Source organism: Photorhabdus temperata (genome assembly GCF_025384845.1).
Taxonomy (GTDB): Bacteria; Pseudomonadota; Gammaproteobacteria; order Enterobacterales; family Enterobacteriaceae; genus Photorhabdus; species Photorhabdus temperata.
The window spans coordinates 78,289-102,086 of record NZ_JAJAFX010000010.1; the positions used below are offsets into that span (position 1 = coordinate 78,289).

30 protein-coding genes and 1 pseudogene are annotated in these 23,798 nt (G+C 44.1%); 23 read left to right on the forward strand and 8 right to left on the reverse strand.

Features of this window, described 5'->3' with window-relative positions:
• Positions 1 to 118: 118 nt before the first annotated feature.
• The 4 genes from LGZ99_RS05905 to radC all read right to left on the reverse strand — a co-directional run bounded on the left by LGZ99_RS05905 (position 119) and on the right by radC (position 2,762).
• Positions 119 to 1,240, reverse strand: a complete 1,122-nt coding sequence (locus LGZ99_RS05905; RefSeq protein WP_036838859.1) for a glycosyltransferase family 4 protein — start codon at positions 1,238 to 1,240, stop codon at positions 119 to 121.
• A 174-nt stretch (positions 1,241 to 1,414) separates the two neighbouring features.
• A complete protein-coding gene (rpmG, locus tag LGZ99_RS05910; RefSeq protein WP_010847629.1) occupies positions 1,415 to 1,582 on the reverse strand; it encodes a 50S ribosomal protein L33 in 168 nt (55 codons plus the stop codon).
• Between the two features lie 11 nt (positions 1,583 to 1,593).
• Positions 1,594 to 1,830, reverse strand: coding sequence for a 50S ribosomal protein L28 (gene rpmB, locus LGZ99_RS05915; RefSeq protein WP_004265123.1), 237 nt, complete (start codon positions 1,828 to 1,830; stop codon positions 1,594 to 1,596).
• A 239-nt stretch (positions 1,831 to 2,069) separates the two neighbouring features.
• Positions 2,070 to 2,762 carry a RadC family protein gene (gene radC, locus LGZ99_RS05920; protein WP_031280586.1) on the reverse strand — a complete coding sequence of 231 codons (693 nt, stop codon included), beginning with the start codon at positions 2,760 to 2,762 and terminating at the stop codon, positions 2,070 to 2,072.
• A gap of 201 nt (positions 2,763 to 2,963) precedes the next feature.
• On the opposite strand from radC, the gene coaBC reads away from it, so the two are divergent.
• The 3 genes from coaBC to slmA all read left to right on the forward strand — a co-directional run bounded on the left by coaBC (position 2,964) and on the right by slmA (position 5,330).
• Positions 2,964 to 4,178, forward strand: coding sequence for a bifunctional phosphopantothenoylcysteine decarboxylase/phosphopantothenate--cysteine ligase CoaBC (gene coaBC, locus LGZ99_RS05925; protein WP_262978946.1), 1,215 nt, complete (start codon positions 2,964 to 2,966; stop codon positions 4,176 to 4,178).
• A complete protein-coding gene (gene dut / locus LGZ99_RS05930) occupies positions 4,156 to 4,614 on the forward strand; it encodes a dUTP diphosphatase (protein ID WP_036838854.1) in 459 nt (152 codons plus the stop codon). The genes coaBC and dut overlap by 23 nt, the downstream gene beginning before the upstream one ends.
• Positions 4,615 to 4,730: 116 nt before the next feature.
• Positions 4,731 to 5,330 carry a nucleoid occlusion factor SlmA gene (gene slmA / locus LGZ99_RS05935; protein WP_021324114.1) on the forward strand — a complete coding sequence of 200 codons (600 nt, stop codon included), beginning with the start codon at positions 4,731 to 4,733 and terminating at the stop codon, positions 5,328 to 5,330.
• A 59-nt stretch (positions 5,331 to 5,389) separates the two neighbouring features.
• Here the strand turns inward: slmA and pyrE are convergent, their stop codons facing one another.
• Positions 5,390 to 6,031, reverse strand: coding sequence for an orotate phosphoribosyltransferase (gene pyrE, locus LGZ99_RS05940; protein ID WP_262978947.1), 642 nt, complete (start codon positions 6,029 to 6,031; stop codon positions 5,390 to 5,392).
• 81 nt (positions 6,032 to 6,112) lie between these two features.
• Positions 6,113 to 6,829, reverse strand: coding sequence for a ribonuclease PH (gene rph / locus LGZ99_RS05945; RefSeq protein WP_262978948.1), 717 nt, complete (start codon positions 6,827 to 6,829; stop codon positions 6,113 to 6,115).
• Between the two features lie 125 nt (positions 6,830 to 6,954).
• Between rph and LGZ99_RS05950 the strand changes: the two genes are divergently transcribed.
• The 6 genes from LGZ99_RS05950 (at position 6,955) to LGZ99_RS05975 (ending at position 11,912) form a co-directional block, all read left to right on the forward strand.
• Positions 6,955 to 7,818 (forward strand): YicC/YloC family endoribonuclease, encoded by an 864-nt coding sequence (locus LGZ99_RS05950; RefSeq protein ID WP_021324117.1) that lies wholly within the window; start codon positions 6,955 to 6,957, stop codon positions 7,816 to 7,818.
• Between the two features lie 190 nt (positions 7,819 to 8,008).
• Positions 8,009 to 9,274: a tyrosine-type recombinase/integrase gene (locus tag LGZ99_RS05955; RefSeq protein WP_036838847.1), complete on the forward strand. Its 1,266-nt coding sequence runs from the start codon at positions 8,009 to 8,011 to the stop codon at positions 9,272 to 9,274.
• Between the two features lie 93 nt (positions 9,275 to 9,367).
• Entirely contained in the window at positions 9,368 to 10,207 is an 840-nt protein-coding gene (locus tag LGZ99_RS05960) for a hypothetical protein (RefSeq protein WP_036838844.1), read from the forward strand.
• A gap of 116 nt (positions 10,208 to 10,323) precedes the next feature.
• Positions 10,324 to 10,566 (forward strand): helix-turn-helix transcriptional regulator, encoded by a 243-nt coding sequence (locus LGZ99_RS05965; protein WP_036838842.1) that lies wholly within the window; start codon positions 10,324 to 10,326, stop codon positions 10,564 to 10,566.
• A gap of 1 nt (position 10,567) precedes the next feature.
• Positions 10,568 to 10,969 carry a PM1773 family protein gene (locus LGZ99_RS05970; RefSeq protein WP_036838839.1) on the forward strand — a complete coding sequence of 134 codons (402 nt, stop codon included), beginning with the start codon at positions 10,568 to 10,570 and terminating at the stop codon, positions 10,967 to 10,969.
• A 13-nt stretch (positions 10,970 to 10,982) separates the two neighbouring features.
• Entirely contained in the window at positions 10,983 to 11,912 is a 930-nt protein-coding gene (locus tag LGZ99_RS05975) for a hypothetical protein (RefSeq protein WP_036838837.1), read from the forward strand.
• 349 nt (positions 11,913 to 12,261) lie between these two features.
• Here LGZ99_RS05975 and LGZ99_RS05980 read toward each other — a convergent pair whose 3' ends face one another.
• On the reverse strand, positions 12,262 to 12,573 hold the full coding sequence (locus LGZ99_RS05980) for a YlcI/YnfO family protein (RefSeq protein ID WP_036838834.1): 312 nt from the start codon (positions 12,571 to 12,573) through the stop codon (positions 12,262 to 12,264).
• Between the two features lie 190 nt (positions 12,574 to 12,763).
• On the opposite strand from LGZ99_RS05980, the gene LGZ99_RS05985 reads away from it, so the two are divergent.
• From LGZ99_RS05985 to LGZ99_RS06015, 7 genes and pseudogenes are all read left to right on the forward strand, one after another.
• Positions 12,764 to 12,955 carry a hypothetical protein gene (locus LGZ99_RS05985; RefSeq protein WP_036838832.1) on the forward strand — a complete coding sequence of 64 codons (192 nt, stop codon included), beginning with the start codon at positions 12,764 to 12,766 and terminating at the stop codon, positions 12,953 to 12,955.
• Positions 12,948 to 13,118, forward strand: coding sequence for a DUF4222 domain-containing protein (locus LGZ99_RS05990; RefSeq protein WP_072008851.1), 171 nt, complete (start codon positions 12,948 to 12,950; stop codon positions 13,116 to 13,118). The genes LGZ99_RS05985 and LGZ99_RS05990 overlap by 8 nt, the downstream gene beginning before the upstream one ends.
• A 2-nt stretch (positions 13,119 to 13,120) precedes the next feature.
• Positions 13,121 to 13,426, forward strand: a complete 306-nt coding sequence (locus LGZ99_RS05995) for a hypothetical protein (protein WP_036838830.1) — start codon at positions 13,121 to 13,123, stop codon at positions 13,424 to 13,426.
• Positions 13,420 to 16,144 (forward strand): annotated as a pseudogene (locus LGZ99_RS06000) (DUF927 domain-containing protein). Before LGZ99_RS05995 ends, LGZ99_RS06000 begins: the two are co-directional and overlap by 7 nt.
• A gap of 366 nt (positions 16,145 to 16,510) precedes the next feature.
• Positions 16,511 to 16,813 carry a hypothetical protein gene (locus LGZ99_RS06005; RefSeq protein WP_036838911.1) on the forward strand — a complete coding sequence of 101 codons (303 nt, stop codon included), beginning with the start codon at positions 16,511 to 16,513 and terminating at the stop codon, positions 16,811 to 16,813.
• A gap of 213 nt (positions 16,814 to 17,026) precedes the next feature.
• Complete coding sequence (locus tag LGZ99_RS06010) at positions 17,027 to 17,479, forward strand: ProQ/FINO family protein (protein ID WP_036838827.1); 453 nt, start codon at positions 17,027 to 17,029, stop codon at positions 17,477 to 17,479.
• A 75-nt stretch (positions 17,480 to 17,554) separates the two neighbouring features.
• A complete protein-coding gene (locus tag LGZ99_RS06015; RefSeq protein ID WP_036838824.1) occupies positions 17,555 to 17,746 on the forward strand; it encodes a hypothetical protein in 192 nt (63 codons plus the stop codon).
• Between the two features lie 312 nt (positions 17,747 to 18,058).
• Here LGZ99_RS06015 and LGZ99_RS06020 read toward each other — a convergent pair whose 3' ends face one another.
• Positions 18,059 to 18,475, reverse strand: coding sequence for a hypothetical protein (locus LGZ99_RS06020; protein WP_036838821.1), 417 nt, complete (start codon positions 18,473 to 18,475; stop codon positions 18,059 to 18,061).
• Between the two features lie 196 nt (positions 18,476 to 18,671).
• On the opposite strand from LGZ99_RS06020, the gene LGZ99_RS06025 reads away from it, so the two are divergent.
• The 7 genes from LGZ99_RS06025 (at position 18,672) to LGZ99_RS06055 (ending at position 22,408) form a co-directional block, all read left to right on the forward strand.
• Positions 18,672 to 18,854, forward strand: a complete 183-nt coding sequence (locus LGZ99_RS06025; protein WP_036838820.1) for a hypothetical protein — start codon at positions 18,672 to 18,674, stop codon at positions 18,852 to 18,854.
• A 134-nt stretch (positions 18,855 to 18,988) separates the two neighbouring features.
• Positions 18,989 to 19,165: a hypothetical protein gene (locus tag LGZ99_RS06030; protein WP_160171155.1), complete on the forward strand. Its 177-nt coding sequence runs from the start codon at positions 18,989 to 18,991 to the stop codon at positions 19,163 to 19,165.
• 144 nt (positions 19,166 to 19,309) lie between these two features.
• Positions 19,310 to 19,864: a tail fiber protein gene (locus LGZ99_RS24660; protein ID WP_315903467.1), complete on the forward strand. Its 555-nt coding sequence runs from the start codon at positions 19,310 to 19,312 to the stop codon at positions 19,862 to 19,864.
• 599 nt (positions 19,865 to 20,463) lie between these two features.
• Positions 20,464 to 20,628, forward strand: a complete 165-nt coding sequence (locus tag LGZ99_RS06040; RefSeq protein WP_200875279.1) for a hypothetical protein — start codon at positions 20,464 to 20,466, stop codon at positions 20,626 to 20,628.
• 3 nt (positions 20,629 to 20,631) lie between these two features.
• Positions 20,632 to 21,255: a hypothetical protein gene (locus LGZ99_RS06045; protein WP_051769444.1), complete on the forward strand. Its 624-nt coding sequence runs from the start codon at positions 20,632 to 20,634 to the stop codon at positions 21,253 to 21,255.
• Between the two features lie 113 nt (positions 21,256 to 21,368).
• A complete protein-coding gene (locus tag LGZ99_RS06050) occupies positions 21,369 to 21,851 on the forward strand; it encodes a hypothetical protein (protein WP_036838818.1) in 483 nt (160 codons plus the stop codon).
• Between the two features lie 245 nt (positions 21,852 to 22,096).
• Positions 22,097 to 22,408: a hypothetical protein gene (locus tag LGZ99_RS06055; protein ID WP_051769441.1), complete on the forward strand. Its 312-nt coding sequence runs from the start codon at positions 22,097 to 22,099 to the stop codon at positions 22,406 to 22,408.
• Positions 22,409 to 23,798 lie beyond the last annotated feature (1,390 nt).

Genomic DNA, 23,798 nt, shown 5'->3' on the forward strand with positions numbered 1-23,798 from the left:
TCGTTCGGGGCAGGATAATTAAACTACAATCAACTTTATAGCCATTTAATATCAACAAATTACTTTTCGTCCAGAACCACAAATCAAAGGATAGCACCGAGAATAATCTTAAAGAATGTTAATGATTTTTACCTTTAATGCTATGAAAGAAGATCTTTTCCATTTTATCCAGCATATTATCCATTCCAAATAAAGCAATTGCCCGCTCTAATGAAGAATGGCTGAATTGCAAGCGCAGTTCATTATTATGAATCAACAACTCTAAACTTTCTGTCAATAGCTCTACGTTTCTGGGTTCCACGATATAACCCGTTTCACCATCAACTACCGCTTCGGTAATCGCGCCAACTGAGGTTGATACAACAGGTATCCCACACGCCATTGCCTGCATAATCCCTTGTGGCACGCCTTCATTACCAAAAGAAGGTAATGCAAATAAATCCATCGCATTCAGGCAATCAGGAACATCCTGACGGTTACCTAAAAAAATGACACTATCCGACAAACCTTCTCGCCTCACCAACGGTTCCAGTGACTTACGTTGTGGACCATCACCAACAAACAAAAGCTGCCAGTCAGGATATTTCTGGTGCAGAACTTTCCAACTTTCTAACAGATAACGATGCCCTTTCCAAGTTCTCATCGTCGCAACGACACCTAATGTCGGTTTATCCTTAATACCAATCCGCTGACGGCAAACCTTCTTATCTTCCGGCCGGAAACGATCCAAGTTGACACCGGTGGGTACTGATGTCATATGTTGTAATGGATAACGATTATTGGCATGCAAATGCTGACGTAGTTTTTCACCTGTAGTCGCAATATGCCGGCACGCTTTCAGATACAACCAACGGGTTGTCATTGAATTAGAAACCTGGGTTGAGACATGCCGGGTTCTGATTATCGGCGGCATATACCTCAACGTTGCACAAGCCAAAGCAACCAACCATGAATCTGTCGAGCTGTGTGTATTAATAATGTCAAACTGACGGCCTTCTTTTTTCAACCAGTTACGCATAGCAAGAAAGCTGGACCGCCGTTTTTTCTCAATAGGCAAGGCTACAACCGGCACACCATAAGATTCTGCTTCACGGTAGATGTTAGAATTTGGACAGCAAACAATAACCACCTTGTGCCCACGTTTTATCATTCCCTGGGATTCCGTCAGAATACGAATTTCCTGACCTCCCCAACCACAAGAAGATTCTGTATGTAAAATATTTAGTTTTTCTTTAGCCATTTCGGCTCCATATCCAGCCTGCCGGAAGACGTTAGTATAGCGAAACAGCATCTTACGTCTATGAATAACCGGATATATATGAAACGTTGAGAAGAATGAGTGACTATCGACTATAAAATCTATAGACAACAAAAAACCCGGCCTAAGCCGGGTTTTTTATCAAATCAGCCAAAGTTATTTAATCTTAGCTTCTTTGTACATTACATGCTGACGAACAACCGGATCAAACTTTTTCATTTCCAGTTTCTCAGGCATAGTGCGCTTGTTCTTCGTAGTGGTATAGAAGTGACCAGTACCAGCTGAAGAAACCAGCTTGATTTTATCGCGAATACCTTTAGCCATTTTTCAGCTCCTTAGTACTTCTCACCACGGGTACGAAGTTCAGCCAAAACTGCATCGATACCCTTCTTATCAATCACACGCATACCTTTAGCAGATACACGCAGAGTTACAAAGCGCTTCTCGGACTCAACCCAGAAACGGTGGGAATGCAGGTTAGGCAGAAAACGACGCTTAGTCGCATTCAATGCGTGAGAGCGGTTATTACCACTCATCGGGCGTTTGCCAGTAACTTGGCAGACTCGGGACATGTCTATTCTCCAAAAATCAAATCAGCTCGAGCTTTGTATTTGGTATGGCCGCCTCGTCAGGCTTAGGAGCCCATCTCAGCAAATTCTACTGAAAAGACTCACATTTACTCAGAAAATGTGCTGAGATAGGCTCTTCTCGCCAAACCAAAGATCCTCAAAGGTGGCGTAGTATACGCCCTCAATCGCTGACGCTCAAGTCCCGCACAACTAAAGATCCCCAAGGAGCTTGAAAAAGTTGGCTAAATCCAGCCTCGTTCAGCAAATGAGACACAACATTGCCGACCAATAACCAGATGATCCAACACTTGTACACCAACCAAATTGCAGGCATCAATGACTTTGTCTGTAACAATTTTATCCGCCAGGCTAGGCTCCGCATGACCTGATGGGTGATTATGCGCCAAAATAATAGATGAAGCATTTACCTTTATCGCCGATCTGACAATTTCACGAGGATGAACTTCAACTTTATTGATTGTGCCTTTAAACATCTCCTCATGACAGATGACCTTATTTTGATTATTGAGAAACAACACAACAAATACTTCCCTGTCACGCCCTGATAACAAGTTTTGCAAATACTCTTGAGTCACACTTGGGCTGCTCATAATATCTTCATGAACGAACTGACTGGAGAAAAAACGCTTTGCCAATTCTGCAATAGCTTGCAATTGTGCATATTTGGCTAATCCCATCCCTTTATGAGAACAAAAAGTGTCATAATCAGCAGAGAGTAAATGGTACAGAGACCCAAATTCTTTCAGCAAAAATTCAGCCATCCGTAAAACCGGAAGCCCTCTGGTCCCGGTACGCAGAAAAATAGCCAGTAGCTCCGCATCCGTTAGAGAAACTGAACCATATGCCAGTAATTTTTCTCTGGGCGCTAAATTTGAATATATTTCTTCTGTATTTTCAGCAATGCCAACTTCCATATATTCATCTCCCTGCCCCTGTTTCATCTGATACAAACAGTATTCCATGCCTTAACAATAAGGACGAACATCATATTCATAAGCTGCGTAGCCGCTCGCAAACTTACCCTTTTTCACTATCAAAGTTCAGACTATCCTCAACTCTGTAATCTCTTGTGATAAAATCCAGAACCCTTGCAACTTAATATTCGGACAACCACGATGGCAGGACTTTCCGGCAAACAGATTGTACTCGGTATTAGCGGAGGGATCGCCGCTTACAAAACACCCGAACTGGTACGCCGCCTGCGTGATCGCGGCGCACAGGTACGTGTAGTGATGACACCGGCAGCAGAAGCGTTTATTACGCCACTGACGTTGCAGGCAGTTTCCGGTTACCCCGTCTCCGACGACCTGTTAGATCTGGCAGCGGAAGCTGCTATGGGGCATATAGAACTTGGCAAATGGGCTGATCTCATTATTCTCGCCCCAGCTACGGCTGATTTACTGGCTCGTCTGGTAGTTGGTATGGCAAATGATCTGGTGACAACTGTCTGTCTGGCTTCCCCGGCACCCATTGCCGTGTTACCTGCAATGAATCAACAAATGTTTTGTGCTCAAGCAACACAACATAATCTTAAGGTTCTTGAAGAGCGAGGGGTTTTCCTGTGGGGTCCGGACAGTGGCAATCAGGCTTGTGGTGACGTTGGCCCCGGTAGAATGTTGAATCCAATAGCAATTGTTGAACTGGTAGAACAACATTTTCAAACAAGCCACGACTTAGCTCACCTAAAACTTGCTATTACCGCCGGACCAACCCGTGAAGCACTGGATCCTATCCGTTTTATCAGCAATCACAGCTCCGGCAAAATGGGGTTTGCCATCGCCCAAGCCGCAGCGGCACGTGGCGCAGAAGTTACCCTTATCACAGGCCCCGTTAATTTACCGACCCCACCGGGTATCAAACGAATCGACGTAACCAGCGCCTTGGAAATGAATGAACAAGTACAGGCAGTAGCTGGTTCACAGGACATTTTTATTGGTTGTGCTGCGGTTGCAGATTACCGCGCTAAACAAATTGCCCCAGAAAAAATTAAAAAACAGGGTGAAGAAATTACTTTTACTCTGATTAAAAACCCGGACATTGTTGCCAATGTAGCCACAATGCAAGAAAATCGCCCTTTTGTTGTTGGATTTGCGGCTGAAACCCAGAATGTGGAAGAATATGCACGTAAAAAACTGGACCAAAAACATTTGGATCTGATTTGTGCGAATGATGTATCCCTTACTGGTCACGGCTTTAACAGTGATACTAATGCACTACATTTGTTCTGGCATGAGGGGGATATCCGCTTACCTCATAGTAATAAGTTATTACTCAGCCACCATTTATTAGATGAGATAGTCAGACGCTATGATGAAAAAAATCGACGTTAAAATCCTTGATCCACGTATCGGGCAGGAATTTCCTCTGCCAACTTACGCGACTCCCGGCTCCGCAGGTTTAGATTTGCGGGCTTGCCTCGATAACGCGGTCGAACTGGCTCCAGGACAAACTGAACTTCTTCCGACCGGGCTTGCTATTCATATTGGCGATGAGCAACTGGCAGCGGTTATTCTGCCCCGTTCAGGCCTTGGACATAAACATGGCGTCGTTCTGGGTAATCTGGTTGGTTTGATTGATTCTGATTACCAAGGTCAGCTGATGGTTTCGGTCTGGAACCGTGGTGATAAAACTTTCACTATCGAGCCAGGCGAACGTATCGCTCAGATGGTTTTTGTACCCGTCGTTCAGGCTGAATTCAATCTGGTGGAAGATTTTGAAACCAGCGAAAGAGGCAACGGTGGTTTTGGTCATTCCGGTCGCCAATAAATCTCTGTAAAACCTAATATCATTAACCAATTATCATATTCTTTGCTCAAAATACCCTTGGGCAAAGAATTGCTGATTTGTTTATTTTACTGTTCTTAGCAGAGGTCTTGTCAGACATGGCAGAAAACGAAAATACGAAGAAAAGAAACAGGCGCGAGGAGATTTTGCAGGCCCTTGCGCATATGTTGCAATCCAGTGATGGCAGCCAGCGGATAACTACCGCTAAACTGGCCGCCAACGTAGGCGTTTCCGAAGCTGCACTGTACCGGCATTTTCCCAGTAAAACCCGGATGTTTGACAGCTTGATTGAGTTTATTGAAGACACATTAATTTCACGAATTAACCTGATTCTGCAAGACGAAAAAGACACCATTACTCGTATCCGCCTGATATTGGTTCTAATTCTGTGCTTCTCAGAAAAAAATCCAGGTCTGACCCGTATCATGACAGGCCATGCTCTGATGTTTGAGCAAAATCGGCTGCAAGGGCGCATAAATCAATTATTTGAACGAATTGAAGTACAGATCCGTCAAGTTTTGAAAGAGAAAAAATTACGTGATGGGCAAGGTTTCAGTTATGATGAGTCGTTATTAGCTTCTCAATTACTGGCGTTTTGTGAAGGAATGCTATCACGCTTTGTTCGCTCAGAATTCCACTATCGTCCAACACAGGAATTTGAAGCACGCTGGCCATTGTTATTAGCTCAGTTACAATAAGCTATTCTACTACTCACCCCGCCCGTTATTGGGCGAGGGCTTTTTTTAAAGCTTATCTATTAGATACCGTACTGCTCACGATATGCCTTCACTGCATCCAGGTGATCTTTCATCTCTGGCTGGCTATCTAAATAACTAATCAAATCATTCAGGGTAATAATGGAAAACACATTGCAACCATAATCTCTCTCAATTTCCTGAATTGCTGAGATTTCACCCTTCCCTCGTTCCTGGCGATCAAGACAAATCATCACACCGGCAAGAGTCGCATTATGCTGCTTGATAATTTCCATGGATTCACGGATAGCTGTGCCTGCGGTAATAACATCATCAACCAGAACAACATTTCCTTTAAGTGGACTACCGACCAAAGTGCCACCTTCACCATGATTTTTAGCTTCCTTGCGATTAAAACAATATGGCATATCAATATCATGATGATCTGCCAATGCAACCGCCGTTGTTGTTGCGATTGGAATCCCCTTATAAGCTGGTCCGAACAACAAATCACACTGAGTACCGCTATCCAACAATGCTGCCGCATAAAAACGCCCGATTAACGCCAAATCACGCCCGGTATTAAACAGCCCGGCATTAAAAAAATACGGGCTTTTACGTCCTGATTTCAGGGTAAATTCCCCAAACTTCAGTACCTGTTTTTTTAGCGCAAGCTCAATAAATTCGCGCTGATAGGCTTTCATTGGTGCTTTTCCTCTTATTTAGTTTGGTTATCCGCTACACGACAGACACAAAAAAGGCGACTATTACGTCGCCTGATCAACTTATTGTTTCAACGCATTTCTCTGCGCTTCAAAAATGTCCTCTAATCCCCCCTTGGCAAGGGACAACAAGGACAACAACTCATCATGACTAAACGGCTCGCCTTCCGCGGTGCCTTGCACTTCAATCATCCGGCCATCTTCCATCATCACGACGTTCATATCAGTTTCTGCTGCTGAATCTTCAACATATTCCAGATCGCAACGGCCTTCACCACCCACAATACCGACAGAGACCGCAGCAACCATTGATTTCAGAGGACTTTCTTTTAGCTTACCCGCTGCAATTATTTTATTCAGCGCATCAACCAGCGCTACACAAGCGCCCGTTATAGCAGCTGTACGGGTACCGCCATCAGCCTGAATCACATCACAATCCAGGGTAATGGTGTATTCACCCAGTTTTTTCAGATCAACAGCGGCACGCAGCGAACGGGCGATTAAACGCTGGATTTCCATAGTACGCCCCCCCTGTTTTCCTCTGGCTGCTTCACGGGCATTTCGGGTATGAGTAGAGCGCGGCAACATGCCATATTCAGCCGTAACCCAACCTTGTCCCTGGCCTTTCAGGAAACGGGGAACCCCTTCTTCAACGGATGCATTACATAACACTTTGGTATCCCCAAACTCCACCAGAACCGAACCTTCCGCATGCTTAGTGTAATTACGGGTTATAGTGATAGGGCGCACTTGCTCTGCCGCTCTTCCTGCTGGGCGCATAGTGTTATCTCCGTTGTTAAATCATTATTGGGGGCGCATTATACGGCCTAACAGGGCTAATGCCTATCCTGCATCTACAACGAGCGTTATAATCCCTTAATCTTTTATTTAAATGGGAACGAATCATGATTCGTAGTATGACTGCTTTTGCACGGCGAGATATCAAAAGTGAATGGGGCAATGCAGCTTGGGAATTGCGCTCCGTTAATCAGCGTTATTTAGAGACTTATATCCGCCTGCCAGAACAATTCAGAAGCTTGGAACCAGTGATCCGTGAACGCATTCGTTCCCGTCTGACTCGCGGAAAAGTTGAGTGCAACCTGCGTTTCGAGCTGGATTCACGCACTCAAGGCGAACTCATTCTAAATGAAACTTTAGCGAAACAGCTGGTAAATGCGGCGAATTGGGTTAAACAACAGAGTAATGAAGGCAAAATCAATCCTGTCGATATCCTCCGCTGGCCAGGTGTCATGGCCGCGGAAGAGCAGGATTTGGATGCTATCAGTACCCAACTGCTGGAAGAACTGGAGAAAACACTGGATGCTTTTATTCAAAGCCGTGAAACCGAAGGTACTGCACTTAAGACCATGATTGAACAGCGTCTGGACGCTGTCACCGAAGAAGTCAGTAAAGTTCGCCAGCAAATGCCTGAAATCATGCAATGGCAGCGGGAACGCCTGCAAACTAAACTGGAAGAAGCTCAGGTACAGCTCGAAAATAACCGTCTTGAGCAAGAATTAGTTTTGTTGGCTCAACGCCTTGATGTGGCGGAAGAATTAGATCGCCTCGACGCCCATGTTAAAGAAACCCACAATATTCTGAAGAAAAAAGAGGCCGTCGGCCGTCGTCTGGATTTTATGATGCAGGAATTTAACCGCGAGTCTAATACTCTGGCATCTAAATCTATTAATGCCGATATCACCAATTCCGCTATTGAATTGAAGGTGCTGATTGAACAGATGCGGGAGCAGATTCAAAATATTGAGTGACGTTTCATAGCATATCAGAACAAATCATAAAGCCAGTATATACTTTGTTATAGCTGGCTTTTTAACTATCAGAGCATTGCATAGCGAATCACAGTAGCGCATGATTAGCGTGTACCAATTGGGTGTACCACCAGCGATCACAAAACCCATTTAGTGGTACACGGCTATTTTTTACATTGGAGATTGCACAATGCCTAAAATCACAGATAAAGAGATCAGGGCATGGATAAAATCCGGCGAAAGGTTCGAGGGAAGAGCGGACGGCAACGGGCTATATCTATGCTATAGAAAAACCTTTAAACACCCTATATGGCGTTTTAGGTATAAGTTCGCAGGAACACCCAGAGTGATGATCCTAGGCTCATACATTGACCTATCACTATCAAAGGCAAGGGAGTTAACCAGAGAGCTATCAGCCCGTGTTGCTTTGGGCTATGACGTTGCTGGCGAAAAACAGGAACGCAAAGCCGAAGCACTGGCAAAGATTGAAGCTGAGAAGAACGCTATCAAGGTATCAGACCTAGCGGCTGAATATTTTGAACGCCAGATACTCCCACGCTGGAAACACCCTGACATACTCCGCAGAAGAATAGACAAAGACATTAATCCTCGCATTGGTCATATGAAGCTGGAGGACGTGAAACCTCGCCATATTGATGAAATGCTCAAGAGCATAGTAGACAGAGGCGCACCAACTATGGCGACCGATGTTTTACGGTGGCTAAGGCGCATGTTCGACTATGCCATTAAGCGGCAGATGATAGAGATTAACCCGTGTTCAGCTTTCGAGGTTGCGGACGCTGGCGGGAAAGAAGTATCACGCGATAGATGGCTAACCAGAGAAGAATTAATCATTGTGCTGAGGACGTTTAGAACGTCTACTATCAGCCGTCAGAATGAAATCAGCTTTAAAATACTCCTTGCCCTATGTTTGCGGAAAATGGAACTATGCGGCGCACGATGGCAAGAATTCAACTTTAAAAAGGCGGTATGGCACTTTCCAGCAGAGCGTAGCAAAAACGGTGATGCGGTAGATATTCCACTGTGCCCACAGGTTATAGAGTGGTTTATGGAATTAAAGCCAATGGCTTGTGGTAGTCAGTACGTGTTGCCAGCAAGAAAAATGCAACATCGTATGATCCCACATATTCAGGAAACTACCCTATCCGTTGCGCTTGCCAAAGTAAGACGGGCAATACCTGTTGATATGCCTAATTTCACTATTCACGACTTTAGACGAACTGCCAGAACTCACTTAGCCGTGTTAGGTGTTGATCCCTTTGTGGCTGAACGTTGCCTAAATCACCGTATAAAAGGCGTTGAGGGTATCTATAACAGGCATGATTATTTCGACGAGCGTAAAGCCGCATTAACTCAATGGTGTGATTTGCTGATAGCACTGGAGAAAGGTGAAGATTACAACGTGATCCCGCTGGGTACGCGAAAAGCAAAATAACCGAATTATCCGTATCTAGCCCGACGGGGCGAAAAGTGAGGAAGCCTTACTCACCTGATACGGTAATCCTTAAGGCGCGTAAAAGGTGACGTGATGAGTAGTAAAAGTGTAAAAAGACAAGCGAATAACGATAATGTGTGGAAGGCGAATGGATTACCTGAAATGGAATACTGTAGTTTAACAAGAGCCTCAGAGTTACTTGGCTGCAAAATAAATGACCTACTCCATTTTGCAGAGGAGGAGAAAATACAATTATGTGTAAAGCTATGTCACTATGAGGCAACGCTATTTACACCATTTACTTACAAAAACATAGATGATTGGGAAAATTTTTGCGCGGAAAATTACCATATATCTATGATGAGAAGCTTTACGACAAGAGAGGGCAGCGTCAGCCGATTTACACCCAAATTTCACATCACTAGAGATCAAAATACAGGTGAATCTATAAATGAGTCGCAATATGAATACAAAGAACACAGAGAATTACGACACCCTATTGTTTATCTATCTGGTTTATGGGCTATCTTTAGCAGCTTCGCTCAAGATATTTTTATCACACTAAATGCAAATGGATGTATAGAGTTAAGCGCCTTAGGTTTTTTGCTTGTCGAGGCTGACTATGAGTTTCTACCGGGTAAAGATGATATTTATACAGCTTGCCCGTTAACATCTCACTTATACGAAAATATGGAGCTTATCGAAGACAGGGTAAAACCTATAGTCACTTTAACACCTGCCGACCTATATATAACAAAAACACAAATAAATAAAATTTATGGGAGCATAGGCGGTGAGATCCCAAGATCAAAAATGCCGGAGAATGAACAACCTCACGTGATTCAAAAGCATCACACACAAATAAAAGATGAATTAACACTTAGAAATATTATTAGTGACTATTTGAAAGATATGGGATGTAAGAATGAGTAGCTTTTAATTGGTGCTTGATACATCGAACATATGTTTGATACTTCATCCCTGTTTCTTTATCCAGTTATTTGAACTTAAATATGCCTAGTGACCAACAGAACGGAGCTAGGCAAATCATGGAATACCAGCGCAAACGCAATCCACGTACTAAAAGCAATACCCCATACCCTACCAGTGGCAATGCTCGCAAACGCCACACAGCCGACTTTTTAGGCATATCGGACGCAACTCTCAACCGTTGGGTTAAAGTCGGAAAACTGCCATTACCCTTTGAGCTTGAGGAGGGTTTTTCTGTCTTTGACGCAGCGGAGATCCGTGCATGGGTTGAATCTAAAAAAGCACAACGAGAGGTGGCATAAGATGAAAAAAAACCGCCCTTGTGGTGGCGGCTTAAATATTTCAGATATTGAAAATTGCCCCACCATTATAACCAAACGGACACCAAAGAAACAGCGCAGCTTTATTTATATTGCAAGCACAGGTGTTAATGGGTTTACCGAAAATGACAGCTTGAAATATTGCCGCTTATCTTCTTTCCGTAACTACGCTTCTGAATTAGAGAGAACGTTAAAGATTACCTTAGAGCGTATAGATGAACCGAATCCTGATGGCATTGGCAGCCATTACCGCTATCGCATTCGCAGTCAACAGGACGCACAGAAGATTGTCAGTCTTATTAATAAACGCGCTCAAGCTGGTGGATATGAGGGCATACCTGAATCACAAGCTGAATTAATTTTGTCGCCGTACCCTACCGAATAACGGAGTAATAAACATGACATCTAAAAATGTGGCCTTAACTGGTCAGGGACTTGCTCACGCTGAAAACAGCCAGAATGATATTTTAAATATCCGCAAAGCAGTTATTTCAGGTGACTGGTCATCGATTAACAAAGGTATTTCTACACTGACTGACTTGGGTTTACGCCATAACGGACAGGGGCTTGTTTGGCTTAATTCTGGTGTATCGGTTCATGATGCAGAAAGTGATACTGGCTTGACAGGCAAGGATAAGCAATCCCATGAGTATCATTCAGAGGTGTACTCAGTTAACCATTTGAATAGTGGTAACTATTATGGCTTTGTCCAGCTAAAAGATATTGATAGCTATGCCCTGAATATCATCACTTCAATCAGTTCTGAATATCACACCCGTAAAAATGGCGCACCTTTAGCGACGTTCGCACTACTGATTGACCAGAAGCAACGGAAACAGGCCGTGGATAACTGGATTTTATACCGCAATCCGAACCAGCCAGATAAGTACACCATTCTCAATAAACAGCATCATCATGAACTGGCAAAGTGCTATCAGGCGAAAGGCTGGAGACGTGAGCCGTTGGAATATTTAAGCCAGTTAATCCGTAATGATGCTGAGTTCAGCAAGCTTATGCGTCGGTTGGGTTATGTTCCCGTTCGCACAAGAAAACTAACCGGAAAACGTGAGAGATTTTGGTTATACAGAAAAACAGGAAATGATAAGGGGGTTGGGACAAAAGAAATAAATAAAATCAATAGGTTTACTCCATTTGTCCAGTATGCAAAACGACCAGTGAGAGCCTTCGAGCGTATTGCTGTGGATGGTCAGTGGCTCTACGTCTATGCAGATCACGTTCGCCTTCTGACAAAGAAACGCCACCGTGTTGAGGGTGTTCGGGTTCAGGGTTATACGGCTCAGGGTGTAGAGCTACGAGAGGTGGTGTGATGGTCATTATGTCTGGTGACTCCTTGAGGTTAAGGAGTCCTGTCGCCGTAGTCCTCAGTTTGGGAGGGTCCCTGATAATTTCGGGGTGGCTACCTAACCCATTGAAATATAGTCACACGGCATATTTGCAGTCTGGTCATAATCTTCGCGTATCATTTAGCGACGCGGTTAATTTGCAGTCATCATTGAGTGGAGCACAAAAAGAAAAGGATAGCACGGCGAATGCTACCCTTTGGCGTAAAACACATTTGCTTTACAGGCTAAATCAATTAGTTATACGTAATCCAAATTTGGATTACGAGGAATTACAAACAATTAAAAACTACAAATCTTTAAGAGGGTTAGTTAATTATTGCTCAGATGATGCTTTGGCTTTGCGTTGCTGGAGTTCTTCTTGTGCAACACTGATAAGTAATCTTATTTCTTCATTGGCTTTTGTACCGATTTCTTCGATACGGGCAAGGGCATCAAGGGATGAAAGTAGTGGATCTTTACAGTCGCCCTCACTTTGGCGGCGAACTATTTCTCCGCGCATCGCAGTAATAATAAACCCAGCATTGCTTTCATTGCCTTGCTTTACTGCTTCCATTCCCTCCATTACATCATGCGGTACACGGACAGTAGTTAACTGTGACTTTGCATTTTTATTTGGTGTTGGCATTAATAAAACTCCTCACAATAGGTGTGTTTCATTATACACAAAAAAGAAATACAAAAAAGCCTTGACGTGTGTTTCTTGTGAATGCAATGTGAAACACACCTTGAGAGTTCAAGGTATACAAACAGCGAAGCCCAGTAGTGCACGAACACTAACTGGGCCTCTAACCAAAAACGTAAAGGAGTCTTACGCTATGGATACACCACAGCATAACCAAACTCGCCTTAAATTTACATTCCTAATTGCATCCGGCAATCAACGTCTGGTGGATATTCACCCTGTACGCCTTATCACGGTACTGGCAGACAGTGAAGGTGAAGCTCGTCTACTGGCTGGCATCTCTTCCCTGATATTCGTTTCTCGTCAGGAGGTGAACCATGCGTAATCCTGCCTCCCACGACTATTACACCCACAAGAACGGGGAAACCGTTCAAGTATTGTCGGTGGCCTTTAACCGCGTGACCTTTGTCCGTGATGGTTATCACACCCCGTGCATCATGCCAGTAAGCCGTTTCACTAAAGAATACACCTACGCAGGGAGAGCCTGATTATGTCTGATATCTATAACCACTTGGTACGCACCAGCTTTAACGATATGAGCACTGAGGAACTCAAAGATTTGCGTATGAATTCCGAAGCGGCATTCAGTGGTGTAATGGCTGCACTGTCCTCAATAGGCGAATTGGGATTCTGGGCAGGGGATAATGAAAGCTATGCAGATTGTCAGGCAAGGGAGGATTTACGCCGTATCGGTGAAGCCCTGATGTATTTACCCCGAATTGCCGAAGCCCTCAACGACACAGCACAACATGCTCGGTTTGAAATCTATCACCGTGAGGGATTCCCCAAATGGTAAATCATATTGATATCCGTTCAGTGAAAACAGCGGCGAAGGATCACTGGCAAGGTTTGCTGGCTGCCTGTGGTGTTGAGGTTCCTGCAAAGGGTAAGCATGGTGCTTGCCCGATATGCGGGGGTACTGACCGCTTTCACTTTATTGACGACCACGGTCACGGTGACTGGCATTGCCGCCAGTGTGATAACCCGAGTTTTGGGGATGGACTGGATTTGTTGGTAAGAGCCAAGGGGATCACCATTATTGAGGCGGCTAAAGTCGTTGCTGATGCACTGGAGTTACCTTTGCCAGAACCCAAGCCAGCCAGAAAGGAGGCTCCCAAATCGGAGGCTCAACCAATCACCGAGAAAGTTAATAAGTTGATAGCTCAATCTACTGCCGGGCAATCCGACTATCTGACTAAAAAGGGGCTGCAATGCCCCAATCAGAGGTTACTGAAAGATGGCTCTTTGTTGCTGCTCACTCAGTCACTGGACGGCACAATCACCGGTGCTCAAATCATCAAACCGAACGGTGAAAAGCACCTCGTCTCTGGTACGCAGAAAAAGGGGAGTTTTATCCCCTTATCAGCGATAACCGGAACACCAGATACGTTCATCATTACAGAAGGCTATGCAACGGCGTTAACGGTCAGCCTAGTTACATGATGGCGTGGTGTTGGCTGCGATTGATGAAGGGAATTTATTCGCTGTTGCCGGGCACGTCAGGGAACGGTGGCCAGACGCGAAAATCATTCTGGCGGCTGATAATGACTGGCATGAGAAAGGCGAACTGGACAACAACGGCAAGCCGAAGAAGAACGTTGGCAGGATTGCGGCAGAAAAGGCAGCCAAAGCGATTAACGGCTGGATGACATTACCGCCAACAGAGCACAAGGCTGACTGGGACGATTATCACCAGCAGCATGGTATTGAGGCAGCAAGGCAAGCGTTTAACGAGGAACTATATTTAGTCGAGGAAACAAAGAGCATGAATAAAGCTGTAGTGATTCCTATCGAGAAAGGAAAACGGAAGAAGAACGAAGATCTAAAGCCTTTTTTTGATAAGCGATATGGCGGCTTGTATTACATTGAGCGCAAGCAAAACAACAGCACAGGCGAGATTGACGAACAAGAGACATGGGTTGCTGATGAAATGGAAACCGTGGGTATTGGTAGTGATGGTAAAGAAGGTCATTTAGTTATTCAGATGAAGCAGGAGGGTAGCGGTAAAACGATTTTTGAAGCTATTCCTCGCCGTGAAATAGGTTCACTTCAAGGATGGGGGCGCTTGCGATCCCGTGGGGTAAATATCACGACTAAACGCGGTCATTTGGACTCACTAGCTTTATATCTTCAACGCAAAGGAACACGTGAAGAATGGACTATCACCCATACGGCAGGCTGGCATGATGGCGCTTATGTCATGCCGGATGGTCACATCATTGGAACACCTACACGCCCTGTTGCGTTTTGTGGTGGTACATCGGCAGTAGCGGGCTATGTTGTGAGAGGAACGGTCGAAAGTTGGCGTAAAAATGTAGCCAGTTTAATGACTGGAAACCAATCGATGATCTTAGGGGGATTGGTAGCATTAGCCGCACCGCTTAACTCATTGGCTGGCGGTAGTTCCTTTGGTATTCACTTATTTGCACAATCCTCAGCAGGAAAAACAACAACCGTTGAAGCAGCCTCCAGCATTTACGGTGTACCAGATGACCTCAAATTAACATGGGATGCAACCAAATACGGGCTAACTATCGAGGCTGCATCACGTAATGACGGTTTTATGCCCATTGATGAAATCGGACAGGGTAACGATGTTAAACACGTTGCAGGTAGCGCATACAGCCTGTTTAACGGCACAGGACGTATACAGGGCAATAAAGACGGTGGCAACCGTGCAGTTCTAAGATGGGCAATTGTCGCCTTGTCTACAGGTGAAGAAGACTTCGAAACCTATCTGATCCGTAATGGTGTAACACCAAAAGCAGGTCAATTAGTCCGCTTGGTCAGTGTACCGTTTGCCGATACCGTAGAATTCCACAGTCTTGATGATGGCGATTTGCACTCAAGAGCCATTAAACGTGCGTCAACTCAGCATTGCGGGGCAGCAGGTAGGGCATGGATAGAAATTCTCGCGGCAAAACAAGATGAAGCCAGCCAGAAGGTAACCCAAAAAGAAAAGGAATGGTTAGAAAGCTTGCCTGATAACGCATCGCCACAAGTAAAACGAGTTGCTACACGATTCGCTATACTGGATGCCACCGCCGAACTATCAGCATCTATCACAGGATGGGATACAGCAGAATGTAACCGTTTTGTTCGTGACAGCTTCAATGAATGGATGGAGAACTACGGGATAGGCAACCGAGAGAAATATCAGGTTGTGAAACGGGCGCGTGACTTTATTCAACGCTATGGCCTAAATCGCTTCCAGCCTTATACCTACGGAAAACGTAATGGTGAGCTAGACCGAACACATGCAGGCAGGATCACAAACCTTGCGGGCTACCTTGTCTCTGGCAGACGAGAAGATGGAAAAGACGAATATCATATTATCCCGTCAGTATTCGAAGATGAAATACTCGCTGGGGTTCAAAAGAAATTGGGCGCTGAGGCACTAGAAGAAGCCGGGATTTTAATTAGACCTGAATCGGGTCGGGTAGACGGTAAAACTATCAGCATTAATGGCAGCCAACAGCGATTTGTTGTGCTCATTGATAACGAGGAAGATTAGCCAGTCAAAATAGAAACCCCCTTAATAAGTCAAAAATATTGGGATAAGTGGGATAACGGGATAACGGGATAACGGGATAACGGGATAACGGGATAACGGGATAACGGGATAACGGGATAAGTAATAAAAAAGATATAATTATTAATATCTTATTGTATCAGTATGTATCCCAAGTTACCCCAAATAAAATGATAATGAGTTGTTATTGGCACTAATCAAGAATCGAAGTTATCCCAAAAATCAAAATCATGGGATAAGTTTTTAGGGTGTCTGGGATAAGTTAACGTGATGATATAAAACAAGAAATTTAATCTTATCCCGTTATCCCAAGAAAAAACCGATTTCCCTATATATGAGAGATACAAAATGAGAGATAAATTAAATATCAAAAGTATTTCACCCGCAGCTGCTGGATGGTGGGCTAAGTTTACCGAGAATAATGCGACGGGAACAAAATGGTATTCGCCCGTAGCGGCATGGGCGTTATGTGATGTCAAATATGAGAAACAAGAAAGGATATGCACGCAAATATTACCCGTTTTAACAACAGAGTTTGGCATGGAACCCTTGCACCCTAGTGATGGCTCTTGTGAATTACTCTATCTACCCGAAGATAAGTTTATACGTTCTGATGAGCCTTATTGTTATTCATGGCACATGATGAGTTAGCGATGAATATTCGCGGAATAGCCGAGGCATTAGAAACGTTCCAAGTCACAATATTTAGAGAAGTAGAATAACGCCAATTACCCAACAAGATATTTGACGGTATTATCGGCATCTCTCACTACATAAAGAGCCGCTGATAAATTGGCGGCTTCTGAAAATCAATATAAGCAGCAAAAAAGTATTAACTGACGATTACTCACCGAGTCTGTAACCATGAACAAAAGATCTATATTGACCCTAAAACGTAAGACCCTGCCACCCGCAAGCGAAGCACCAAAAGTTGCAGCCTCTAAAATGGCACAGAACGCACCAGAACAGCCGAAGAAGACAAACAAGGCTGACATTCACGCTAAACGCAAACAGCATCGTATAGACCGGATAGCAAAGCATTGGGCGCTATTCAGTGAGCCAGAGGTCAGGCCTCTGATGATTGATATTGATCAGCAGATGATGACTGATGTTATAGCGCGAGGGCTGGACGTGGCAGAATCCCATATCAAGCAGGGCATACATTCTTACGTTAACCGCAGAGCGTACCTGAAAGCCCTTATCTTGGGCGGCAGTCGATTTGATATGAACGGACAGCCTGACGGTGAAGTGACACCGGAACAGCAGGAAGCCGCTGAACAAAAGCTGAAAGGCTGGCAGCAGACAAAACCGCAGTAATTCCACTCCCGCCAACGCATAAGCCGAGGCGGTAAACTATGATGATTGAGTGACCAGTACGCGCAAGGGGAAATTATGCACCAGAGCACGAAGAAACAGACCAACCGCTATTTTAATGGCACACCGACAATACGCCTGATAGTGACCTGCGAACAATCGGTTATTGATGCGGCAGACAAGCATATCAAAGGTAACAGGTTAACACGGGGCAACCGTGCCGAGTTTGTCAGACAGGCGATTATAGAGAAGCTACAGCGTGAACGTTGATGATTAAAGGACATGTCAGGGAATGATGATTTATGTACATCGTAGGCCAGTTTTTTTGAGTCCGTAAAAAGGCGTGTTGCGACAGCCATTTAATCTTAACATTTCTTAACTCTTTGATGATTTTTAGAGTCCATAAAAAGAGCCTGAATTGAGTTTTGTCAGCCCATAAAAAAGAGCAGAATCTTAACATTTTCTAACATTTTTCTGGTGGATGAATCTTGAGTTTTCTTAAGGGAATGGTAACAATTGATAACGTTCAGATGATAAGTTTTGATAAGGTTGATGTTAACAATTGTAAACATTATTCGACTATTAGCCTAATTTCCCAGCAATATCTTTGTGACGCTTCCACGCTGAATAGATATCTTTATCCCATGCTTTACCGGCTTTAGTCTGATAACCCGCCTCATTAATCCGTTCAGCGATAACACGACCGTTATCAATGCCCTCAGAAAGCACCTGATTCACCACAGCAACAATAGCCGGTTTATTGTAGGCATGAGGTGGAATATCAGCCTTGCCCACAATCAGGGAAGCCGCAGCCGATTCTAACCGTTCTACCAGCGATAGCATACGAGAGTCGAGATTGCTCTCTGGACGGTTTAACTTTTCTTTGATAGCTGAGACTATCCACGATGTTTTATCGCTGCCAGAAGTTGCTACAGCGTCATTAAACAGGGCTTGAAGTTCAGCAGGGAGTCGAAAGGCAATGAGATTAGACTTACTCATGACAATAATCCTTATTTTAATTAAATAGATGCTTATTATATCAGCGTATGACCGTGTTATACGGATTAGATTTTGTTGTCAAAACTTGACATGAGAACCTGATAAAACCTGACTTTTATCTGACCTTTTTCACTACCTCAAACTTAGTTAGTGGCTTGATATCACTGGCTTTGAATATAACTCACTTTGTGACTTGATGATGGCGGTACGCAAGCAGGTACGCGGCGAAACGGCATTTATAATGCGTACTGTACAGGCAAGGTATAGTGATAATCACAACACCTTAAGGGAGAGCCATGTTAAACCAAAAGACGACAGAAGCCGTTATGATGGAATAAGCCCTTTAGCGGGTTCACTGGGCGAAAATTCGGCTGATTGACAGGCCAAAGTGAGGATCTTGACTACAGGTTAATACGTTAAACGTACAAAGCTGTTTTAACCTACCTGACGAGGAAGAGTCTCTCAAATCGGTGACTCAATCCCTGCATTAGTTTTCCCCGAATAAAGGGTTAAATGAGTACACTGCTGCGATTTCAAATGACGGCAGTGAACCAAGCTGATCGCTATATCACGCTTCCGTTTGAAACGGAAGAGTACCTGCACCATGCAGGAGATACTCTCAAGGGGTTAAAAGGTGAGAAATCCCGCCTTTATCTCATAGTTTTATCAGTGGGATATGGATTTTATTAATTTCCAAACAGCCATTCCGTGCCATCCTAATCAGAAGTTCTCTCCAGTATTGATGAACCTTTTTATTGATGTTCACAGGCGGAGAAGTAGCCCGCCTTCATGTTATTTAGCAATGTTTATTGTTGATTAAATGAGGGATTAAGTATGAGTAATGAATATAACAAGCCTGATGTACCAGTCTCAGAAGATGGTGATTTTGTTGTCGTTCCAACCCCTAAATATGTCAAAAAAACTATTGAAGAGCACGCCCTAAGCCGCAACCATCCAAATGCAACACTGCAAGATAAGGGATTTGTTGTCTTGAGCAATGATGTCGGTAGTAATAGCGAAACTATGGCAGCAACGCCAAAGGCAGTGAAAGCAGCATATGATTTAGCCAGTACCGCTAACCAAAACGCCACAAAACCTCAAACTAAAGGCTCTATAAAATCAGTCATTGGATCTTGGAATGTGAATTCAACCATTTCTATTCCTGCTGATTTACGTGGACAAGTAATCACTTTTGTCAGATTGAGCGGATTAAATGCACGGCATCAAGCACTACCAGTTCCTCTTGTTGATGGTATAACTGAACAAAGACTAGCTGGTCCTGATAATAACTGGGTGTGGTTAGAATTCCAATTCTCTGACAATTCGACACATATTACTGTAATACATGGCAATGGTGCTAATTTTATTCAGATTTTTTATCGAGAATAACGAAAATACGCACCAACCTTCAGGGGCACACCGCCCCTGTTCTCACCCCCACCTATCCAGACAATTCAACACCTGCCTCCCCCAGCCCCACATTCCACATTGAATCTTCCAACATCAGCCTACAATTACCCCAATCCACCCAACTACCCGCTAATCTCACCTATTGGCTATTTATTGACGGCTGACGTGGCGCTATGCTCCTGCTGAGGATCAGACGCCAATACCTGTTTCTGGTCCCAGATAGAATCCTCCGGCATCTGGACACGGATGTCTAATCTACACCCTCCGCAAATATCACATACCCACACCATCTACAGAACGCACACCAAAATGCAAAGATTTGTCAGTATCCTGTCCTCATGTTTCCAGTATCAGAACAGGGGCTTTACCTTGTGAACAGTCAGCCCCATATTGATCACTCACTCCTTAATTTCCTTTCATCAAAGCCTCACTAAACGGCAGGTGACATAGCTCTGCCGTTCCTTGTGTGTCCACAATTTGTGTAATTTATAATATTTCACTATTTGCATCATTTATTTGATTTGTTGCATATATTGCAATAATATAGCTGTATAAATTATCAGCATTTGAGGTTGGAGATGAAAGTCGATAACAAAGCTATCTTACTGACTCGTCAGCAGATGGAGGCCTTACGCAAAATCCAGCAGGACGAGTACAGCCGCTCAGAACTCGGTATTAAGCCGACACTTCACGAAGTCGCCCGCAAGCTGGTAGATCGGGCTTTATCACAGACAGGGAGATAAATAATGGCAACTTACAGTATGTCCGATTTACTGGGATTGAGCCGATTAAAACGCAAGCTATCCCGTAAAAGCCCAACAAAGACAGCCACAGCAAAAACCAACTTTGATCACCTGTCAGCACGGGCTGATGATGATTCTGGACACTACACGACTGAGCCGGCACAGGAACTCGCTACAGATCTCATCACTGAGCAAGACAACCAGCCCGAACCCATCAAAAAGCACAGCAGAGGGCACAATGTCGCAGTATCGGAAGAGGCAGAAAAAAGCCCGGTACTGGCCGTTAAGCTATTGCGTGAAACAGACCTGTCTTCGAAGAAGATTAAGGCGAAGTTACAGAACGAACCCGAAGCCCTGTCAAAGTTCACCAGTAAGTATATGGAAGAGCATGATCCGTCATGGGAGTTTCTGGATGATGAAGATAAAGCCTTTAAAGCCATGACATTTGCGGTTAATAACGGCGATGCTAACGGCTACAACCAAGCAAGACATCATGCTGTCAACGCGCTAAAAAAGATGGAAGAGCCGATGACTAAGGACGAAGTACAGGACTTGGTAGAAAGAAACCGGCAGATGATGAATGAAAGTAACCCAGACACCGCAGACAATGTGGAAGCTCGCAAGTAGGCCGATCAGGAATATCAGAAGGCCATAGCAAAAGCGGCTGAGAAGCTGAGTGCGGCCTATGCTAAAACAGGCATCAGGCAGACGGATTACAGTCACTACTGACAGGGGGCAGTATGAAGCCTGATTTATACGACTTTAGCCACTTACGCCCTGATGCCAACCGTGCCCGTGGTTATACCGGGCGTTATGCTTCATGGCGCTCACCGGATATTCAGACAGAGCCGCAGGAAGATAACACCACTGACACACACAGCAATGCCCACTGGATAGCCCGCAGTCAGGAAGCCAAGAACAATCCTGTCTATGCGCTGCACCTTATCGACAATCACACGCCGCACCAATCCGCAATCACAATGCTTAGGGAGAGCTATCGCCATCTCAGCCGGTACACCACACGCAAGATGGAAGCGGTCTGTTCAGGTTGGGAACTGTTAGACGGGGAAGATAAGAATCTGGAAGCGTTCAACTACAGCCTGAGAACCGATGATGCCAACGGGTATCAGGCATCATTACGGGCAGCGGGTGAGAAGCTGGAGTGGTACATTGAGCCGCTGAACCGGGAAGATATCGAAAGACTGGGCAGCCATCATGCTTAAAACTTTTTGGGTCCTTCCTGGCACTTTTATAAAACGGGGGCATTGCGCGCCGTGCAGTTTCACTCACTAAAAAATTCTGAAATTTGGGTAACAGGTAACACATCGGTTTTTTCGATGTATACATATCTATTTGAAATATAAAAATTAAATTGTATTTTATCCCGTAAGAATGTGTTACCTGAATTGTTACCTTAGTGAATGGGTAACACTTCAGGTAACAACAAAGGTAACAGTCAGGTAACAACATGAATCAGTCAGATTTTGCAAAACTTCATGGCGTTAGTCGTAAAACCATTACCGTATGGAAGTCACGAGGATGGTTAGTGATGGAGGGTGACGAAATTGATGTTGATGCCTCAAATGCCAATATTGAACGGTATCGAAAATCCTCCTCGACGGCTGAAACCAAACCAAAACTTAAAAAAGTAAAAAAGCAGCAAGTTCATGAGCCAGTTGATGAATCACCAACACAAACGGCAGAAAGATTGATCTGTGAAATTGGTGCGGATATGTCGCCGCATTGCAGGAAGTTATCTATGAGGCGATGTACGAACTGAGCCTTGATGATGAGGCCGCTACGGTGTGATAAGGGCAGAGTATGCGCCAGTAAGAAACAGTCTATACACCCCACACAGCCAATGGGAGGGCTTGAAATTAAGCCGTTCCCATAAACCTCTATGCGGTTTAGCCTTGATGATATAACCCCTTGATTTTACTAATTTCCGGCACAGTGACAGAATTACGTAAAATCAATAGGTTACGATTAATATTAATGCATCTATTTGATTTTAATCATGAATCAAAAACGGGATCATCTCAAAGTGTGATATCCCACTTTGGGTATTGTGATTTCCGCAATACCTTTTACTTTTGTACATGCGGGACTTTCCCTGATGTAACTTAATGGCTACTGACTAATCTGACGGCAGAGCAAAGCCCGAATTCGGGCTTAGGTGATAACCCATTGATATTTAATCAGACGCCAGATTTGGCGTTTGCTTATATTTTGCTCATCTCAAAATCAGGGGGTGCAAAATACTAAGCACTGCCCTGATTATTTCGGGTCAGCTTGATCCCCTCGATAAAATCAGCCTGGTGATTTTATAGCTAAAATAGCATATAACTCATTGATATTTAAGCATATCCCGAATTTTGGGTCTGCTTATAATTTGAGCGCAGATAATATCGGTATGCAAAATCTAATATCCGATAATCGGACTTTGAGTGTAATTGACAGTTGGTCAGTCGCAAATGACGGTGAGCGTAAATGATATTGACTCGCAAAATTTGCACAACTCAATAAGAGGTGCGCACAAAAGAGTGAGCTAGAAACAAAGGGTTAATGCGTTTTGTCCAGACCGTTATGTCCAAGTAATACGCTGAAAAGCAATGCATTTATGGCTTTTGTCCAGCACATAAAGTAACCATTGGGATTTCCCCAACGGTTGGAATAAAGACGAATTTACGGAAGGGATGTCTCGGGGTGGTCAAAGTGACGGCCTCGGAGAAATCAATGAGTTAAGCAACTAAGGTGGAAATCACCACGGTTGCCACAGGTCATTGCTTCCGTGAGCGGTGGTACAGATATGGCGCAGTTATTTACAGTTATTTTTCGTATCTGTACCACCTTAATTTCTTGATATAAAAGTAAAATATTCCAAGTGGTACAGATGGTACAGTTATTTTGTGTTTTTTTCGCTGGAGCGTGATTTTCGAATAAATTTGCTAAATCTCTATTGTGAAAATCACAACACAGGAGAGCTTGCGTTTAAGCTGTCATAGTAAAGGCCTTATAAAACAACATGGTCAAAATCGTGACCATCTTTAAAGTGGGTATCACCATTTCGATGATACCTTTTGCTGAATGTAACTGACTCCATACGTATTACGTTCGCAGTGATTTAACTTATTGATTATTATCATGGTTGAAAAACCAGTTCATCTATA

Excerpts from the sequence above, each read along its gene's own strand:
- rpmG (WP_010847629.1), bottom strand. The coding sequence starts at position 1,582 with ATGGCTAAAGGTATTCGCGATAAAATCAAGCTGGTTTCTTCAGCTGGT.
- LGZ99_RS06050 (WP_036838818.1), top strand. The coding sequence starts at position 21,369 with ATGAAGCCTGATTTATACGACTTTAGCCACTTACGCCCTGATGCCAAC.
- LGZ99_RS06055 (WP_051769441.1), top strand. The coding sequence starts at position 22,097 with ATGAATCAGTCAGATTTTGCAAAACTTCATGGCGTTAGTCGTAAAACC.
- LGZ99_RS05990 (WP_072008851.1), top strand. The coding sequence starts at position 12,948 with ATGCGTAATCCTGCCTCCCACGACTATTACACCCACAAGAACGGGGAA.
- LGZ99_RS05985 (WP_036838832.1), top strand. The coding sequence starts at position 12,764 with ATGGATACACCACAGCATAACCAAACTCGCCTTAAATTTACATTCCTA.
- radC (WP_031280586.1), bottom strand. The coding sequence starts at position 2,762 with ATGGAAGTTGGCATTGCTGAAAATACAGAAGAAATATATTCAAATTTA.
- LGZ99_RS06045 (WP_051769444.1), top strand. The coding sequence starts at position 20,632 with ATGGCAACTTACAGTATGTCCGATTTACTGGGATTGAGCCGATTAAAA.
- LGZ99_RS06030 (WP_160171155.1), top strand. The coding sequence starts at position 18,989 with ATGAGTACACTGCTGCGATTTCAAATGACGGCAGTGAACCAAGCTGAT.
- LGZ99_RS24660 (WP_315903467.1), top strand. The coding sequence starts at position 19,310 with ATGAGTAATGAATATAACAAGCCTGATGTACCAGTCTCAGAAGATGGT.
- rph (WP_262978948.1), bottom strand. The coding sequence starts at position 6,829 with ATGCGCCCAGCAGGAAGAGCGGCAGAGCAAGTGCGCCCTATCACTATA.
- dut (WP_036838854.1), top strand. The coding sequence starts at position 4,156 with ATGATGAAAAAAATCGACGTTAAAATCCTTGATCCACGTATCGGGCAG.
- LGZ99_RS06010 (WP_036838827.1), top strand. The coding sequence starts at position 17,027 with ATGAACAAAAGATCTATATTGACCCTAAAACGTAAGACCCTGCCACCC.
- LGZ99_RS05955 (WP_036838847.1), top strand. The coding sequence starts at position 8,009 with ATGCCTAAAATCACAGATAAAGAGATCAGGGCATGGATAAAATCCGGC.
- slmA (WP_021324114.1), top strand. The coding sequence starts at position 4,731 with ATGGCAGAAAACGAAAATACGAAGAAAAGAAACAGGCGCGAGGAGATT.
- LGZ99_RS06005 (WP_036838911.1), top strand. The coding sequence starts at position 16,511 with ATGAGAGATAAATTAAATATCAAAAGTATTTCACCCGCAGCTGCTGGA.
- LGZ99_RS05950 (WP_021324117.1), top strand. The coding sequence starts at position 6,955 with ATGATTCGTAGTATGACTGCTTTTGCACGGCGAGATATCAAAAGTGAA.
- LGZ99_RS06015 (WP_036838824.1), top strand. The coding sequence starts at position 17,555 with ATGCACCAGAGCACGAAGAAACAGACCAACCGCTATTTTAATGGCACA.
- LGZ99_RS05980 (WP_036838834.1), bottom strand. The coding sequence starts at position 12,573 with ATGCCAACACCAAATAAAAATGCAAAGTCACAGTTAACTACTGTCCGT.
- LGZ99_RS05975 (WP_036838837.1), top strand. The coding sequence starts at position 10,983 with ATGACATCTAAAAATGTGGCCTTAACTGGTCAGGGACTTGCTCACGCT.
- LGZ99_RS05965 (WP_036838842.1), top strand. The coding sequence starts at position 10,324 with ATGGAATACCAGCGCAAACGCAATCCACGTACTAAAAGCAATACCCCA.
- LGZ99_RS06040 (WP_200875279.1), top strand. The coding sequence starts at position 20,464 with ATGAAAGTCGATAACAAAGCTATCTTACTGACTCGTCAGCAGATGGAG.
- rpmB (WP_004265123.1), bottom strand. The coding sequence starts at position 1,830 with ATGTCCCGAGTCTGCCAAGTTACTGGCAAACGCCCGATGAGTGGTAAT.
- LGZ99_RS06020 (WP_036838821.1), bottom strand. The coding sequence starts at position 18,475 with ATGAGTAAGTCTAATCTCATTGCCTTTCGACTCCCTGCTGAACTTCAA.
- LGZ99_RS05970 (WP_036838839.1), top strand. The coding sequence starts at position 10,568 with ATGAAAAAAAACCGCCCTTGTGGTGGCGGCTTAAATATTTCAGATATT.
- LGZ99_RS05960 (WP_036838844.1), top strand. The coding sequence starts at position 9,368 with ATGAGTAGTAAAAGTGTAAAAAGACAAGCGAATAACGATAATGTGTGG.
- coaBC (WP_262978946.1), top strand. The coding sequence starts at position 2,964 with ATGGCAGGACTTTCCGGCAAACAGATTGTACTCGGTATTAGCGGAGGG.
- LGZ99_RS05995 (WP_036838830.1), top strand. The coding sequence starts at position 13,121 with ATGTCTGATATCTATAACCACTTGGTACGCACCAGCTTTAACGATATG.
- LGZ99_RS06025 (WP_036838820.1), top strand. The coding sequence starts at position 18,672 with ATGATGGCGGTACGCAAGCAGGTACGCGGCGAAACGGCATTTATAATG.
- LGZ99_RS05905 (WP_036838859.1), bottom strand. The coding sequence starts at position 1,240 with ATGGCTAAAGAAAAACTAAATATTTTACATACAGAATCTTCTTGTGGT.
- pyrE (WP_262978947.1), bottom strand. The coding sequence starts at position 6,031 with ATGAAAGCCTATCAGCGCGAATTTATTGAGCTTGCGCTAAAAAAACAG.